Raw genomic sequence first — 13923 nt, 5'->3', positions numbered from 1 at the left:
GCTCAGCGCTCAGCGTCCAGGCGCTGCAGCGCATCCCTCAGGAAGGCGTCGCGGCGCTGGACCATGAGCTCACGCGTCAGGTCGGGGCGGCCCAGCGCGTCGACGGTGCCCTCGACGAACCAGCCCAGGTCCGGCGGGGTGTTGACCGCCGCGACAGCGTCCCAGTAGGCGACATCTGCGGCGCGCTCGCCGGCCTCGCGCTCCCACCCCGCCAGCACGTGCTCCGCGGCCTCAGGCCCCCAGGCCAGCGCGGCGTCGAGGCGCAGCGAGCCGAGGTCGACGCCGGCCGGGCCGACACCCGCGCAGTCCCAGTCGATGACAGCGACCAGGTCGTCGCCGTTCCACAGCGCGTTGCCAGACCAGAGGTCGCCGTGCACCAGGCCCGTGGGCCCCTCGGGCGGCGCGCCGTCGAGCCGTCTCGCGGCCTCGTCGAGCAGCGGGTGAGGGTGGGCTGCGCGCATGGCGGCGAAGTCGACCCCGTCGATCGGCCGCGTCACCTCGGCGAGCCGAACTCCGCCGAGGTTGGCGCGGAAGATCACGGCGGCCATCGCCCCGAGCGCCTCGATGCGCTCGACGTCGGGTTCGACGGGCCGCGTGCTGCGCCCGTCGATCCACTCGATGAGCAGCATCGCCGACTCGTCGTCGAGCCTTGATCCGAGCACGTCCGGCACGGGTACGCCGTGCTGGTCGGCGATGGGCATCGCAGTCTCGGCCCGGGCCTGCCGCTCGGCATCCGTGCGATCGCCGAGGTGCAGCACGGCACGGCCGCCCCCGTCGCCGCCGGTCCAGCGAACGAGCCATGGCGAGCCGCCCAGCTTCAGCGGCGTGACGTCGGCGATGCCGTCGCCGCCGACGAGCTGCAGCACCCAGATCAGCTGGTCGCGGGTGGGGGAGACATCCGTCATACCTCGACGCTACGCAAGGATGGAGCGATGAGCTACGAGGCGGACGAGCGCTGGGCCGACTATCAGGCTCGCCGCGTGGAGCTGGTCACGAACGCCCGGTTCGAGGCTCTCGCTGCAGCGTTCGAGAACGCTGTGCCCGAGCTGTCGGATGCCGCCGCGCTCACTCGCCTGGCGGAAGACGGCGACTGGCGGGCCTTCACCCGTGGCCTCGCCTGGGAAGCGCCGAGCGGCTTCGTGCGTGTCTGGTCGTCGCACCCCGGGCAGCTCATGAGCGCGGCGGGAAGCGGCCGCCCCAGTGCCGTGTGGCTCATCGTCAACTACGCCATTGCGGCCCGGCTGTTCCGGCACGACCCGGCGACCATGCTCTATAGCCCGCTGCGCATCGAGGCGCACGCCGCCGCAGACGCCGGCACGGTGCTCGCGTTCGAGGTGCCGAGCGCGCGGCTGCGCAGCTTCGAAACCAACAAGGTCACCCAGGCCGGTGCCGAACTGGACCGGGCTCTGGGTGACCTCGTGGAAGACCTCGGACTGCCGAGGCCTGCAGCTCTCAGGCGCTAGACGGCCTGCTGCTCGGCGATGGAGAACCTCACGTTCCCCTGCTCGCTGACGTCGGCGTCGAGCACCTTGTCGTCGAGCGAGAGGGCGGCGTTCGCGTCGAGGAAGACACGTGCACCATCGCTCTCGAGAACAGTGTCGGCGTCCGCAGGCTGAGGGGCGACCTCAACCGCGTACTCACGGGAATCCGGCGCGGCGCTGCTGATGCGCAGGCCCGCGTCTTCGCTGGTGCCCCCTCGCGAGGCGAGGGACTTGACCACAGTGCTGGCGTTCTCAGTCAGGGTGAGCATTGCGCTTCCTTCCGCTGGCGTTCAGGTCTGAGCCACGTTTCTGCATCGGAAGGCGCGCCTCAACCCCATTTGGGGGACATTGCGGAGATTGCCAGGTCGAGAATGTGTCGAGATGACCGATTCGATCGAATATGAACGGATGCTTCGCCGCAGGCGCGACGAGCTGACTGCGCGCGACGCAGAGCTCTTGGCGACGCTCGCCTCGCTCGGCGAGCTGCGCGACGCGAACAACGATGACGAGCACGACCCCGACGGGGCACCGGTCTCCGGCGAGTGGTCGCGACTCGCAGGCATCCGCCGGGAAACGCAGGCCGAGCTCGCGGCGACCGATGCCGCCCTCGGTCGCCTGGCAGCGGGGACCTACGGAATCTGCGTGAACTGCGGCCGGCCCATCGCGCCGGGCCGCCTCGAGGCGCGCCCGACGGCCGAGCTCTGCATCGTGTGCGCCGAGCGCACGTCGCGCCGGTAGCCGCCCGTAGACTCGACTCGAGGGCCTTTAGCTCAGTTGGTAGAGCACTGCGTTTACACCGCAGGTGTCGTCGGTTCGAGCCCGGCAGGGCCCACTCCTCACTTCAGGTAGCGCTGCTTGAGCGCGAGCACCCGGCCGCACGCAGCGTCGACCTGCGCGGCGAAGGCGGGGTCGGTGCGCGCCTTGGCGATGACGGCGGCGATCATGGCGGGCGCCTGCTCCGGCGCCGCCGACACCAGCACGATGTCGACGCCGGCCTGGATCGCCAGGATCGCGCGCTGCTGGGGAGTCCAGGCCGAAAGCTGCGCCGTCGCGGACACGTCGTCGCTCATCACCACACCCGAGAATCCGAGCTTCGTACGCAGTAGCCCGGTCACGACGGCAGGGGCGAACGGCGCGGGCGTGCCCGGCGCGATCTTCGAATAGATCGCGCTCGACAGCATGATCGCCGGCGCACCGTCGTCGATCATGCCCCTGAACACGGCGACCGACGGGCTGAGCGCCGAGGTCGTGGGGTCCGTGACGCGCGACGAGTAGTCGGTGTTGGCGGTGACGGCGCCGAGACCCGGGAAATGCTTCGCCACGGGAACGACGCCGGCCGCCAGCATGCCCTCCGCGAAGGCGCGGGCGTGCGGCAGAACGGATGCCTGCGCGTAGCCGTACTCGCGCCGAAGCCGGCCGATCGGCGGATTCGCCTGAGCCTGCTGCGGCGAGTCCACGACGTCGGCAACGGGCGCCAGGTTCATGTCGATGCCGGCCGCCCTCAGCTGGCGCCCCCAGCGCGCGGCATCCGCCTGCAGCTGCTGCGGCTGCTCGTTCGCCTGCGTGAGCGCCGCGGGAATCGTGGAGAAGCCGGGGCCGGCGAGACGCTGCACGAGGCCGCCTTCCTGGTCCGTCGCGATGAGCAGCGGAATGCCGTCGTGGTCGGCCGCCGTGAACCGCGAGACGAGCGCGGCGTCGCCGGCGGCGCCTGCGGTCGACTGCCCTGAGAGGAACACGCCCCCGACGTGCAGCCTCGCCACATCGGCGAGCGTTCCGGGGGCGGCGGCGGTGGCCGGGGTGCCGGCCAGGAAGAGCTGCCCGACCCGCTGCTCGAGGCTGAGCGCGGCGACCGGGTCGGGAGTCGGAGTTGAAGTCGTGGTCCCCGTCGCAGTGGGCGACACGCTCGACGCCGACGGCCTGGAGATGGCGGTGCGGGTAGGCCGCGAAGCGGCACCGCACGCGCTCAACGTCAGCGCCAGGGCGGCCGAGACGACGACGGCTGAGGCCGCGCGGACCCGCAGTTTCATCCGCCGATAGTAGATGGTGTTCAACTCCGCAGCACGCGTTGCAGCCGGGCCTTCATGCGGTTCTCGTTGACGATCCAGGTGAGGTCGACATCGCCCGCCGCGCGCCCTTCGAGCTCTCGCCACAGCTCAAGCCCTCGCTCGGGCGCGGCGGCGATCGCGACACTCCAGCAGTAGCCGAGCGCCTGGCGCAGAGTGCGCACGTCGTCGTGCCGCCGCTGATCGAACGGCACTGCGTGCAGCCGAGCGGTTGCACGCACGCAGGCGTCGAGAGCCGCATCGGCCATGGCGGGGTCGCGCAGCAGCCGCGGCTCGCAGATTCCCGCGACGGCGGCGCGCACGACGCGCGAGGGCCCGGTGAGGAATCCGTCGATCAGCTTCAGCAGCAGTTGAGGGGACGCGTCGCCGACGCGCTGCAGCGCCATCGCGACCCCCTCGCGGACCCGCCAGTTGTCGTCGGCGGCGAGCTCGGTGAGGCGTGCGACGACGGCGGGGTCGTCAGGCCGCTCGAGGTGCAGGCGCCCAAGCGCCGCTGCGCCGCACAGCCGCCGGAACTCGTCGGGCGAGCCGCACAGCTGCCAGATGATCTCTTCTGGCGCGACGTCGGCGAAGGCATCCACCAGCGTCAGATTCGCCCGCGGCCCCGGAAGCCACGAGTTCTCGTCGAGATATTTGAGCAGGTGCAGCGGCTTGTGCCGCATCGAGATGATGTCGTCCTGGGCATCGGTGCGCGCCGTCATGGCGAGCTACTTCTGGGGAACGACGATCGTCGGCCCTTCGAGGTTGAGCACGACGGTGTGGCTGACGGATCCGAGGAAGAAGCGCTGGATGCCGCGCGACGAGCGCGTGCCCACCACGAGCAGCGAGCCGCGCGCCGCCTGATCGAGCAGGCCCCATGGTGCGAGGCCGTGCACGAGCTTCTTGGTGATGACGAGCTCCGGCCAGTCCTCGGCGAACTGCGCCACCGACTCGTCGAGGACGTCCTGGTGCACCTTCTGCAGCGACTCGAGGAAGCCGTCGTCGGGCGGCAGGTAGGCGTCCTGCCACGGCGTCGGCTCCTGCCAGACGTGGACGACCACGAGCTCCTCGCCGCCGCGCGCGAGGGCGATGCGCGCCGCGACGCGCGCCGCCGCGAGCGACGAGGGCGTGCCGTCGACGCCGACGACCACTCCGACGCCCGGTTCGTTGTCGCCGTGGGGGATGAGCGCCACGGGGCCGTGCGCCCGCGCCGCGAGCCGCGCACCGAACGAGAACGCGTAGCGCAGCGACAGCCCGCGCCGGCGATCCGTGCCGACGACCACGAGCTTCTCGGGGCTGGTGAGCCCTGCCAGAATCTGCGGCGCGTCGCCTTCGACGATCTGCGTGTTCACGGTGATCGAGGGATGCTTCGCGCGGATGTCCGCCGCCACCGCCTCGGTGTCGCTCTTGAACTTCGCCAACTTGTCTTCGTCGTAGTTCTTCTTCGCGTCGAGGACGGTCAGCAGAGTCAGGGGAGCCGCCAGCCTGTCGATGCGTTGCAGCACCCACTCAAGGGCGGCATCCGCCGACTCCGCGGGCTTCCAGCCCAGAATGACCTCGTCGACCTCGTAAACGCGCTTCCCCGCAGCATCCGACATGTCGTCACTCAACCGCCGTGCGACCGCTCCCGTCAAGGTGTCTGAGATACTGGTGACATGGTCGAAGCAGTGCTCTGGTCCGTCGTCGGTGTCATCGCCCTGGTCGGTGGTGTCATCGGCCTCATGGCCGCGATCTCGCTGGGCGCGTCGAGCTACCGCAAGTAGCTCAGGAACCGATAGCGGAGCCCTTCCGGGCTCTCGTGCCAGCCCGATTCCGGGTCTGCGGAGGCCTGGCGCCAGTCCTGCCCGATGGTGGGCGCGAACGCGTCGCCGGGAGCGTCGAGGTCGACCTCGGTGACCTCGAGACGGTCGGCGAGGGCGATCATCTGGGCATAGAGCTCGCCGCCGCCCATGCACCACGCCTGCTTCGCCGGGTCGGCGGCCGCCAGCGCCTCGTCCACGGAGTGCACGACGCGTGCACCCGGGGCGCGGTAGTCGAGACTTCGCGTGACGACGACGTTGTCGCGACCTGGAAGCGGGCGGACGCGCTCGGGAAGAGACTCCCAGGTCTTGCGGCCCATGATCACGGTGCCGCCCGTCGTCAGCTCTTTGAATCGGCGCTGCTCACCGGGGATGTGCCAGGGGATGTCACCCTCGCCACCGATGACACCGGTGGTCGTCTGCGCCCAGATCAGTGCGAGCCGCGCCCGCGCCGGCTGCGCCTCGCTCATACCGCGACGGCGGCGCGGATCGCCGGGTGGTGCTGATAGCCGACGACCTCGAAGTCCTCGTACTCGTAATCGAAGATCGACTCCGGCTTCCGGCGCAGCTTGAGTGTGGGGTACGGGTAGGGGTCGCGCGTCAGCTGCTCGGTGACCTGCTCGACGTGGTTGTCATAGATGTGGCAGTCACCGCCGGTCCACACGAAGTCGCCGAGCTCGAGCCCCGTCTGCTGCGCGACCATGCGCGTCAGCAGCGCGTAGCTCGCGATGTTGAACGGCACACCGAGGAACAGGTCGGCGCTGCGCTGGTAGAGCTGGCAGCTGAGCTTCCCGTCGGCGACATAGAACTGAAAGAGCGCGTGGCACGGCATGAGCGCCATCCGGTCGAGTTCGCCCACGTTCCAGGCGCTCACGATGATGCGACGGGAATCGGGGTTCGTCTTGAGCTGCTCGATGACCTGAGAGATCTGGTCGATGTGGCGACCGTCGGGCGTCGGCCACGACCGCCACTGCACGCCGTACACGGGGCCGAGGTCGCCCGAGGCATCCGCCCATTCATCCCAGATGGTGACCCCGTGGTCGCGCAACCACTGCACATTGCTGTCGCCCTTGAGGAACCACAGCAGCTCATAGGCGATCGACTTGAAGTGCACGCGCTTCGTCGTGATCAGCGGGAACCCTTGGGCGAGGTCGAAGCGCAGCTGGCGGCCGAACACGCTGCGCGTGCCCGTGCCGGTGCGATCGCTCTTGTGCGCTCCCGTCGCCATGACGTCGCGGAGCAGGTCTTCATACGGAGTCTCGATCAGCGCACCCACGAGACCAAGGTTACGGCGCATGCCACGCACCCCGGGCCTGGTGACGGACCGATCCGCACGGTCCGCTTCAAGGCGGTGCCGATAGGCTGGTCACGTGCGAAAAGGCGACAACGGGGACGGCGTGTCGCACACCGGCGACGCTGCCACGAGCGACGACGCACTCGCCGCCGCGCTCGAGAGCCATTTCGCCCCGTTCGCCGCCGGTCGCCACAGCGTTCCGATTCCGGTGCCGCACGACGATCCGCGCGCAGATGCCGAAGTCGACCATGAGGACGAAGACCCAGAGGTCACCGCGATCACCCGCAAGTTCGACCGCACCGGCGACACCCTCGGCGCCATGGACGAGCTCGAGCAGCTGCTGATCCAGCGCACCGGACAGATTCCCGTGGTCACGCCCGATTTGCTCGCCGCGCATGCCGCGCGGCTTGAGCGGGCACGGCCGGCTGTCGAGGTGAAGGCTGACGTAGAGGCTGAGGCTGGGCCGGATGCCTCGCCCGAGGCCGCGGCGAGAGAGCACGCTGAGCCCGGGCCTGTGGTCGAGGCTGAAGCAGCTGAGCCCGCCGGTGCCCCCGCTCCAGAAGGCGCGGGCGAAGCATCCGGCATCGACTGGTCGATACCCCCGGTGGTCCCGCTCGACCCCGCGCCCGGCTTCAGCCCGTGGATCGACCCGGAGGCCACCGCCGCTGCCATCGACACGACTCCGGCGCCGGAGTACACCGATGTCTCGACCAAGGTGTTCGCCGTGTTCTCGGCCGACCGGGCGGCGCCCGAGCCGGAGCGGCAGCCCGAACCCGTGCCAGAGCCAGACCGAGAGGCGGAGGCCGCGCCTGTCCAGCCCGCGCCCGACGTAGCACCGGCAGCGGAGCCCGAATCGCCGACTGCCGCGGCACAGCCGATCGACGACGAGCTCGACGGCATCGACGACCTCGCTGACACACCGCGGGCACCGTTGGCGGAACCGGAGCCGCGGCCAGAGGCGACGCCCGTGCCCGTGCCAGTCCCCGTGCACGCGTCCACTCCCGAGCCCGAGCCGGAGGTGCCGCCCGCGCCCGAGGAGCCCCCGCGCAAGCGCCGGTTCTGGCCGTTCGGCCGCCGGTAGGCTGGCAGGCATGCCGTACGCCCTGTCCGACGTCCTCGCCGTCGCCGAGCGACTGTGGCCTGTTTCGGGTGCGGAGGGCTGGGACGCACCGGGTCTCGTGAGCGGATCACCCACGCAGTCGGTCGCCTCGATCCACCTCGTGGTGGATGCCGTCGCGGAGTCTCTCGACGACGCGATCGCCGCGGGTGCCGACCTCGTCATCGCCCATCACCCGTTGCTCATGTTCGGCGTGAAATCGGTCGCCGAGACGCACTACAAGGGCTCGGTGCTCGCGAAGCTCATCCGCTCGAACACGGCGCTGCTCGCCGCCCACACCAACGCCGACGTCGTCGCAGACGGCACGAGCGCGGTGCTCGCCGAGAAGCTGGGTCTCATCGACACCCGGCCGATCGTGCCGTCGGCCGCGGAGGGCACAGGGCTCGGCCGCGTGGGGAGGCTGGCGGATGCCACCAGCCTCGGCCGCCTCGCACGCGCGGTCGCTGACGTGCTTCCCCCGACGGCGGGAGGAGTCCGCGTCGCGGGCTCCTACGATCTCCCCGTGCAGACCGTCGCCGTCTGCGGGGGAGCGGGCGACTCGCTGCTCTCCGACCCGGCCGTCGTCGCTGCAGACGTCTACCTCACCGCAGATCTTCGGCACCACCCCGCCTCGGAAGCCCGCGAGCAGCATCTGCTCGGCGCCGGCCCCGCGCTGATCGACGTCTCGCACTGGGCGAGCGAATGGCTGTGGCTCGAGCGCGCCGCCACCCAGCTGCGGCAGGCGCTGCCCGAGGCATCCGTCACCGTCAGCGAGGTCCGCACGGACCCGTGGGACTTCGCGATCGTGCAGTAGAGAAAGAGACAGATGAAAGCATCCCCCGCGCATCAGAAGGAGCTGCTTCGGCTGCAGGAGAACGACAATCGGCTCACCCGGGTCGCCCACAGCCTGAAGAATCTGCCCCAGGCCAAGCAACTCGACGAGCTCAAGCCGCAGGCCGAGCAGCTGCGGGCGCGCCTCGTCGAGGCGACGGGCCGTCTCGAGGACGCCAAGGCTGAGCAGCAGCGCCTCGAGTCGGACATCGCGGTCGTGCAGCAGCGGCTGACGCGCGACACCGAGCGGCTTCAGGCCTCGTCGTCCGCCAAGGACATCGAGGGCCTCGAAGCCGAAATCGCTTCGCTGCAGCGGCGCCGCTCGACACTCGAGGATGCCGAGCTGGAGGTCATGGAGCGGGCAGAGGCCGCCGAGCAGGAAGTTGCGGGCATCCGCGCGGAGCAGGAGCAGCTTGCGGCATCCGTCGACTCGCTCACTGCGGCGCGCGACGCCGAGATCGCGCGCTTCGAGCGCGAGCGGGATGACGCGGCAGCCGACCGCATGGTGGTCGCGCAGGGGATTCCGCAGGAGCTGCTCGATCTGTATGAGCGTCAGCGGGCGCGCTACGGCGTCGGCGCCGCTGCCGTGCGCGGGGGAGTGAACCTCGGCACGAACCTGACGCTGGCGCCGAGCGACCTTGCGGCGGTCCGTGCAGCCGACCCGGACGAGGTGCTGATCGACAGCGATTCCGGCGCGATCCTGGTCAGGGACGAGAACTCGTAAGCGCTCGCTGATCACCCGCCGCCGGTAGACTCCAGGTCAGGAATGGGTCGGCAAGACGGTCGCGTCAGCCTTCGGGCTGCCGAGGAACGTCCGGGCTCCGCAGAGCAGGGCGGTGGGTAACACCCACCCGGGGCAACCCGCGAGACAGTGCCACAGAGAACAGACCGCCACGCGGCTCAGGCCGCGCGGTAAGGGTGAAACGGTGGGGTAAGAGCCCACCAGCGACCGGGGTGACCCGGCCGGCTCGGCAAACCTCGCCCGGAGCAAGGTCAGACAGGGGACCATGAGGCTGCTCGTCTCGTCCCCGGGTAGACCGCTGGAGCGGCACGGCAACGTGTCGCCGAGAGAGATGGCCGTCCAGGACCACGCTTCACCGCAGGTCCGAACAGAACCCGGCGTATCAGCCGGCCCATTCCCCGTTCAGGCTCAGGGCTTCGACTTCGCGGCAAGCGCCGCGGCTCCGAGGATGCCCGCGTTGTTGAGGAATTGCGCCGGGATCATCTCGGTGTGGATCTCGACGAACTTGCCCCACTCGTCGAAGTGCTTGCTGACACCGCCGCCCACGATGAAGAGGTCGGGCGAGAAGAGCTTCTCGAGCGCCTGGTAGTACTTCGTGAGGCGCTTGCCCCACTTCTCCCACGAGAGGTCCTCGCGCTCCTTCGCCGAGAACGCGGCCTTCTTCTCTGCGTCGTGACCGTCGATCTCGAGGTGGCCGAGCTCGGTGTTGGGCACGAGGAATCCGTCGACGATGAGTGCGGAGCCGATACCGGTGCCGAGCGTCGTGAGCATGACGACGCCTTTGCGACCCTTCGCTGCGCCGTACTCGGTCTCGGCGAATCCGGCTGCGTCCGCGTCGTTGACGAACAGGATCGGACGGCCCAGCTTCTCTTCGAAGAACTTCTCGGCCTCGAATCCGATCCACTTCTTCGAGACGTTCGCCGCCGACATCGTCTTGCCGTGCTGCACGACGGCAGGGAAGTCGATGCCGATCGGCAGGTGCGGGTCGGCCTCGAGCTGGTCGAGAACCTGCTTCGTGGTCTCTGCGATGTCGTCGGGCTTGCCACCCTCCGGCGTCGAGAGCTTGACGCGCGGTGTGACGAGCGCACCGGTCGCGAGGTCGACGACCCCGCCCTTGATGCCCGTTCCTCCGATGTCGATGCCGATCGCGGTCGTCGTGCCTGATGTGGCCGAGATGACTGAGCTCGCGTGGGTCGTCATGGCGACAGATTATCGGAGCGATTACGGAAGCGTGAGCACCTCGGCGCCGCGCTCCGTGACCACGAGAGTGTGCTCGAACTGCGCGGTGAGCGACTTGTCGCGCGTCGTGACGGTCCAGTCGTCGTCCCACATATCCCATGCGATGCCGCCGAGCGTCAGCATCGGCTCGATGGTGAAGACCATGCCGGGCTCCATGACGGTGTCGTACATCGGTGCCGAGTCGTAGTGGGGGATGATCAGCCCCGAGTGGAATGAGCGGCCGACGCCGTGGCCGGTGAAGTCACGGACGACCCCATAGCCGAAGCGCTTCGCGTATGCCTCGATCGCACGCCCGATGACGTTCACCTGCCGGCCGGGCGCAACGGCCTTGATGCCGCGGTTCAGCGCCTCGCGCGTGCGCTCGATGAGGTCGACGACCTCCTGCTTCGCCTCGCCGACCACGAAGGTCTGGTTGCTGTCGCCGTGGAAACCGTTCTTGAACGCGGTGATGTCGATGTTCACGATGTCACCGTCTTCGAGGACCGTGTCATCGGGGATGCCGTGGCAGATCACCTCGTTCACGGACGAGCAGATCGACTTCGGGTAGCCGCGGTAGCCGAGCGTCGAAGGGTAGGCGCCGTTTGCGACAAGGAACTCGTGGCCGATGCGGTCGAGCTCGTCGGTGGTGACGCCCGGCTTCGCGTGCCGGCCGACGAGTTCGATCGCCTGCGCGGCGATGCGACCGGATTCGCGGATGAGCTCGACTTCGTCGGGCGTATAGACGTCGCCTGCCGTGTTCTTCTCGGGCAGCGGCTTGCCGACGTATTCCGGCCGGGGAATGTCCGAGGGAACCGAGAGGCGCGCCGAGACGCGGCCAGGAGTCAGGTGACCGGCGGAATCCTTGGGCATACGATCAAGCTTATGAGCGATGCACCGGAGCCCGGTATCGAGAAGAAGTGGTGGTACAACGACAAGACCGGCGCGGTCGAGCAGGGCTTTGTCTCCCCGGCGCTGCAGCGCATCGGGCCGTTCAACACACGCGAGGAGGCCGAGCACGCGCTCGACAAGCTGCGTGAGAACAGCGCCAAGTGGGCTGAGGAAGACGCCGCGGAGGACCGCTGATCACGTTCGTTGAGGAGCACGGCGAGGCTTGCGAGGCGCGCGTCTCGAAACGATCAGTAACTGTTCTCGGGCCCCGGGTACTCGCCGTTCTCGACGTCCGACTTCCACGCGGTCGCCGCGTCGCGCAGGGTCTGCCCGATCTGGGCGTACTGCTTGACGAACTTCGGGATGCGCCCCTGAGTGAGCCCCGCCCAGTCGGTCCACACAAGCAGCTGCCCGTCGCAGTGCGGGCCCGCGCCGACGCTGATGGTCGGGATCGACAGCGCCGCCGTCACCTTCGCCGCGGCATCCGCCGGCACCATCTCGAGCACGACGGCGAACGCCCCTGCCTCTTCGACGGCTTTGGCATCGGCCAGCAGCTGATCTTCGCCGGCGCCGCGGCCCTGGATGACGTGGCCGCCGAGCTGGTGCTCGCTCTGCGGCGTGAACCCGATGTGCGCCATCACCGGGATGCCCGCATCGACGATGTGACGGATCTGATCGGCCGAGCGGATGCCTCCCTCGAGCTTCACGGCATGAGCGCCGGTCTCTTTCATCATGCGGATCGCGGTGTGCACGGCATCCCTGGTGTTCGCCTCATATGAGCCGAACGGCATGTCTGCGATCACGAACGCGCGGGATGCGGCACCGGCCACCGCGCGCACCAGCGGAATGAGCTCGTCGACGGTGACGGGCAGCGTCGTCTCGTAGCCGAACACGTTGTTGCCAGCCGAGTCGCCGACGAGCAGGAAGTCGATGCCGGCCTCGTCGAAGATGCGCGCCGTGAGCTGGTCGTAGCTCGTCAGGCCCGTGATCTTGATGCCGTTCTTCTTCGCGTTGGCGAAGTGGCGGGTGCGCACTCGCTTGAGGTTCTGAGTGGCACCGCCGTATGGCGCTTCTTCGCGCATGGCAGACGACGCGGAGTTCTCCTGTGTCATAGCTCAAGTCTAGGTAGCGGCATCCACTAGCCTGAGGACGGAAGGGAAGGGACCCTATGTCCATGGACAAGCAGCGGGACTTCGTTCTGCGCACCATCGAGGAGCGCGGCGTCAAGTTCGTCCGCCTATGGTTCACCGACGTCGTCGGCACGCTCAAGTCGGTCGCACTCGCGCCGGCCGAGGTCGAGGGCGCGTTCACGGAGGGGCTCGGTTTCGACGGCTCCGCGATCGAAGGCCTGACGCGCGCCTACGAATCCGATCTGCTCGCCCACCCCGACCCGACGACGTTCCAGATCCTGCCCTGGCGTGGCGAGATCGACCCGACCGCGCGCATGTTCTGCGACATCACGACGCCCGACGGCGAGCCGGCCGTCGCCGACCCGCGCAACGTGCTCAAGCGCACGCTCGAGAAGGCGGCCGAGGCGGGCTTCACGTTCTACACCCACCCCGAGATCGAGTTCTACCTGCTCAAGTCCGCGCGCTTCGGCGAGGGCGGCCCCGAGCCCGTCGACGCGGCCGGCTACTTCGACAACGTGCCCGGGGGCACGGCGCACGACTTCCGTCGTCGTGCGGTGCGGATGCTTGAGGACCTCGGCATCTCCGTCGAATTCAGCCACCACGAGGCCGGCCCGGGCCAGAACGAGATCGACCTGCGTTACGCCGACGCGCTGACGACCGCGGACAACATCATGACGTTCCGCACGGTCGTCAAAGAGGTCGCGATCGAGCAGGGCGTCTACGCGACCTTCATGCCGAAGCCCCTCGCCGGGCACCCCGGCAGCGGCATGCACACCCACATGTCGCTCTTCGAGGGCGACACGAACGCCTTCTACGAGGCGGGTGCGCAGTACCAGCTGTCGAAGACCGCGCGGAAGTTCATCGCCGGCGTGCTGCGCCACGCGCCTGAGATCGCCGCGGTGACGAACCAGTTCGTGAACTCGTACAAGCGCCTGTGGTCGGGTGACGAGGCGCCGAGCTACGTCAGCTGGGGTCACAACAACCGCTCTGCGCTGGTGCGCGTTCCGCTCTACAAGCCCAACAAGGGTCAGAGCGCGCGCGTCGAGTACCGCGCAATCGACTCCGCGGCGAACCCGTACCTCGCGTACTCGCTGCTGCTCGCCGCTGGGCTCAAGGGCGTGCAGGAGGACTACGACCTTCCGCCGGAGGCCACAGAGGATGTCTGGTCCCTGACCGACGCCGAGCGCAAGGCCCTCGGCTACGAGGCGCTGCCGTCGAACCTCGAGGCGGCCATCCGCCTCATGGAGGGCTCCGAGCTCGTCACCGAGACGCTCGGCGAGCAGGTGTACGAGAACGTGCTGCGCAACAAGCGCCAGGAGTGGATCGGCTACCGCGCCCAGGTCACACCGTGGGAGCTGCGCAGCAACCTCGAACTGCTCTAGCCAGAAAGGCTCCGAGGTTC

General features: G+C 69.1%; 17 protein-coding genes, 1 tRNA gene and 1 other RNA gene. 9 read left to right on the top strand and 10 right to left on the bottom strand.

The genetic code is table 11. The features are described 5' to 3' along the window. Positions 1-2 precede the first annotated feature (2 nt). Positions 3-905: an aminoglycoside phosphotransferase family protein gene (locus ABD736_RS02660; protein WP_344790187.1), complete on the bottom strand. Its 903-nt coding sequence runs from the start codon at positions 903-905 to the stop codon at positions 3-5. Positions 906-932: 27 nt separating this feature from the next. On the opposite strand from ABD736_RS02660, the gene ABD736_RS02655 reads away from it, so the two are divergent. After that, positions 933-1463 carry a DUF302 domain-containing protein gene (locus tag ABD736_RS02655; protein ID WP_344790186.1) on the top strand — a complete coding sequence of 177 codons (531 nt, stop codon included), beginning with the start codon at positions 933-935 and terminating at the stop codon, positions 1461-1463. Here the strand turns inward: ABD736_RS02655 and ABD736_RS02650 are convergent. After that, on the bottom strand, positions 1460-1750 hold the full coding sequence (locus ABD736_RS02650; RefSeq protein ID WP_344790185.1) for a Fe-S cluster assembly protein HesB: 291 nt from the start codon (positions 1748-1750) through the stop codon (positions 1460-1462). The genes ABD736_RS02655 and ABD736_RS02650 overlap by 4 nt on opposite strands. 112 nt (positions 1751-1862) lie before the next feature. Here ABD736_RS02650 and ABD736_RS02645 point away from each other — a divergent pair, with 112 nt between their 5' ends. Both ABD736_RS02645 and ABD736_RS02640 read left to right on the top strand, forming a co-directional pair. After that, on the top strand, positions 1863-2219 hold the full coding sequence (locus ABD736_RS02645; protein ID WP_344790184.1) for a TraR/DksA family transcriptional regulator: 357 nt from the start codon (positions 1863-1865) through the stop codon (positions 2217-2219). A 21-nt stretch (positions 2220-2240) separates the two neighbouring features. After that, a tRNA-Val gene (locus ABD736_RS02640) sits at positions 2241-2313 on the top strand. A gap of 4 nt (positions 2314-2317) precedes the next feature. Here the strand turns inward: ABD736_RS02640 and ABD736_RS02635 are convergent. The 5 genes from ABD736_RS02635 to ABD736_RS02615 all read right to left on the bottom strand — a co-directional run bounded on the left by ABD736_RS02635 (position 2318) and on the right by ABD736_RS02615 (position 6619). After that, positions 2318-3508, bottom strand: a complete 1191-nt coding sequence (locus tag ABD736_RS02635) for a glycoside hydrolase family 3 N-terminal domain-containing protein (RefSeq protein ID WP_344790183.1) — start codon at positions 3506-3508, stop codon at positions 2318-2320. Positions 3509-3528: 20 nt separating this feature from the next. After that, complete coding sequence (locus tag ABD736_RS02630; RefSeq protein ID WP_344790182.1) at positions 3529-4245, bottom strand: HEAT repeat domain-containing protein; 717 nt, start codon at positions 4243-4245, stop codon at positions 3529-3531. A gap of 6 nt (positions 4246-4251) precedes the next feature. Further along, positions 4252-5121: a universal stress protein gene (locus tag ABD736_RS02625; protein ID WP_344790181.1), complete on the bottom strand. Its 870-nt coding sequence runs from the start codon at positions 5119-5121 to the stop codon at positions 4252-4254. A gap of 152 nt (positions 5122-5273) precedes the next feature. Then, positions 5274-5792 (bottom strand): dihydrofolate reductase, encoded by a 519-nt coding sequence (locus ABD736_RS02620; RefSeq protein WP_344790180.1) that lies wholly within the window; start codon positions 5790-5792, stop codon positions 5274-5276. After that, positions 5789-6619: a thymidylate synthase gene (locus tag ABD736_RS02615; RefSeq protein ID WP_344790179.1), complete on the bottom strand. Its 831-nt coding sequence runs from the start codon at positions 6617-6619 to the stop codon at positions 5789-5791. The genes ABD736_RS02620 and ABD736_RS02615 overlap by 4 nt, the downstream gene beginning before the upstream one ends. 73 nt (positions 6620-6692) lie before the next feature. Here ABD736_RS02615 and ABD736_RS02610 point away from each other — a divergent pair, with 73 nt between their 5' ends. The 4 genes from ABD736_RS02610 to rnpB all read left to right on the top strand — a co-directional run bounded on the left by ABD736_RS02610 (position 6693) and on the right by rnpB (position 9683). After that, positions 6693-7697, top strand: a complete 1005-nt coding sequence (locus ABD736_RS02610; RefSeq protein ID WP_344790178.1) for a hypothetical protein — start codon at positions 6693-6695, stop codon at positions 7695-7697. Between the two features lie 10 nt (positions 7698-7707). Beyond that, positions 7708-8526, top strand: coding sequence for a Nif3-like dinuclear metal center hexameric protein (locus ABD736_RS02605; protein WP_344790177.1), 819 nt, complete (start codon positions 7708-7710; stop codon positions 8524-8526). Positions 8527-8538: 12 nt separating this feature from the next. Further along, positions 8539-9267, top strand: coding sequence for a zinc ribbon domain-containing protein (locus ABD736_RS02600; protein ID WP_344790176.1), 729 nt, complete (start codon positions 8539-8541; stop codon positions 9265-9267). 43 nt (positions 9268-9310) lie between these two features. After that, an RNA gene (gene rnpB / locus ABD736_RS02595) (RNase P RNA component class A) lies at positions 9311-9683 on the top strand. Positions 9684-9693: 10 nt separating this feature from the next. Here rnpB and ppgK read toward each other — a convergent pair. Both ppgK and map read right to left on the bottom strand, forming a co-directional pair. Continuing rightward, entirely contained in the window at positions 9694-10485 is a 792-nt protein-coding gene (ppgK, locus tag ABD736_RS02590) for a polyphosphate--glucose phosphotransferase (RefSeq protein WP_344790175.1), read from the bottom strand. Between the two features lie 21 nt (positions 10486-10506). Next, positions 10507-11373: a type I methionyl aminopeptidase gene (gene map, locus ABD736_RS02585; RefSeq protein WP_344790174.1), complete on the bottom strand. Its 867-nt coding sequence runs from the start codon at positions 11371-11373 to the stop codon at positions 10507-10509. A gap of 12 nt (positions 11374-11385) precedes the next feature. Here map and ABD736_RS02580 point away from each other — a divergent pair, with 12 nt between their 5' ends. Further along, complete coding sequence (locus ABD736_RS02580; RefSeq protein ID WP_344790173.1) at positions 11386-11586, top strand: SPOR domain-containing protein; 201 nt, start codon at positions 11386-11388, stop codon at positions 11584-11586. A gap of 53 nt (positions 11587-11639) precedes the next feature. Here the strand turns inward: ABD736_RS02580 and panB are convergent, their stop codons facing one another. Then, positions 11640-12473, bottom strand: a complete 834-nt coding sequence (panB, locus tag ABD736_RS02575) for a 3-methyl-2-oxobutanoate hydroxymethyltransferase (protein ID WP_344792193.1) — start codon at positions 12471-12473, stop codon at positions 11640-11642. Between the two features lie 92 nt (positions 12474-12565). Between panB and glnA the strand changes: the two genes are divergently transcribed. Further along, entirely contained in the window at positions 12566-13903 is a 1338-nt protein-coding gene (gene glnA, locus ABD736_RS02570) for a type I glutamate--ammonia ligase (RefSeq protein ID WP_344790172.1), read from the top strand. Positions 13904-13923 lie beyond the last annotated feature (20 nt).

The sequence above is a fragment of the Gryllotalpicola daejeonensis genome (genome assembly GCF_039538145.1).
Taxonomy (GTDB): Bacteria; Actinomycetota; Actinomycetes; order Actinomycetales; family Microbacteriaceae; genus Gryllotalpicola; species Gryllotalpicola daejeonensis.
The sequence above is the reverse complement of the archived record's forward strand: the minus strand, read 5'-3'. Positions and strand labels throughout refer to the sequence as shown.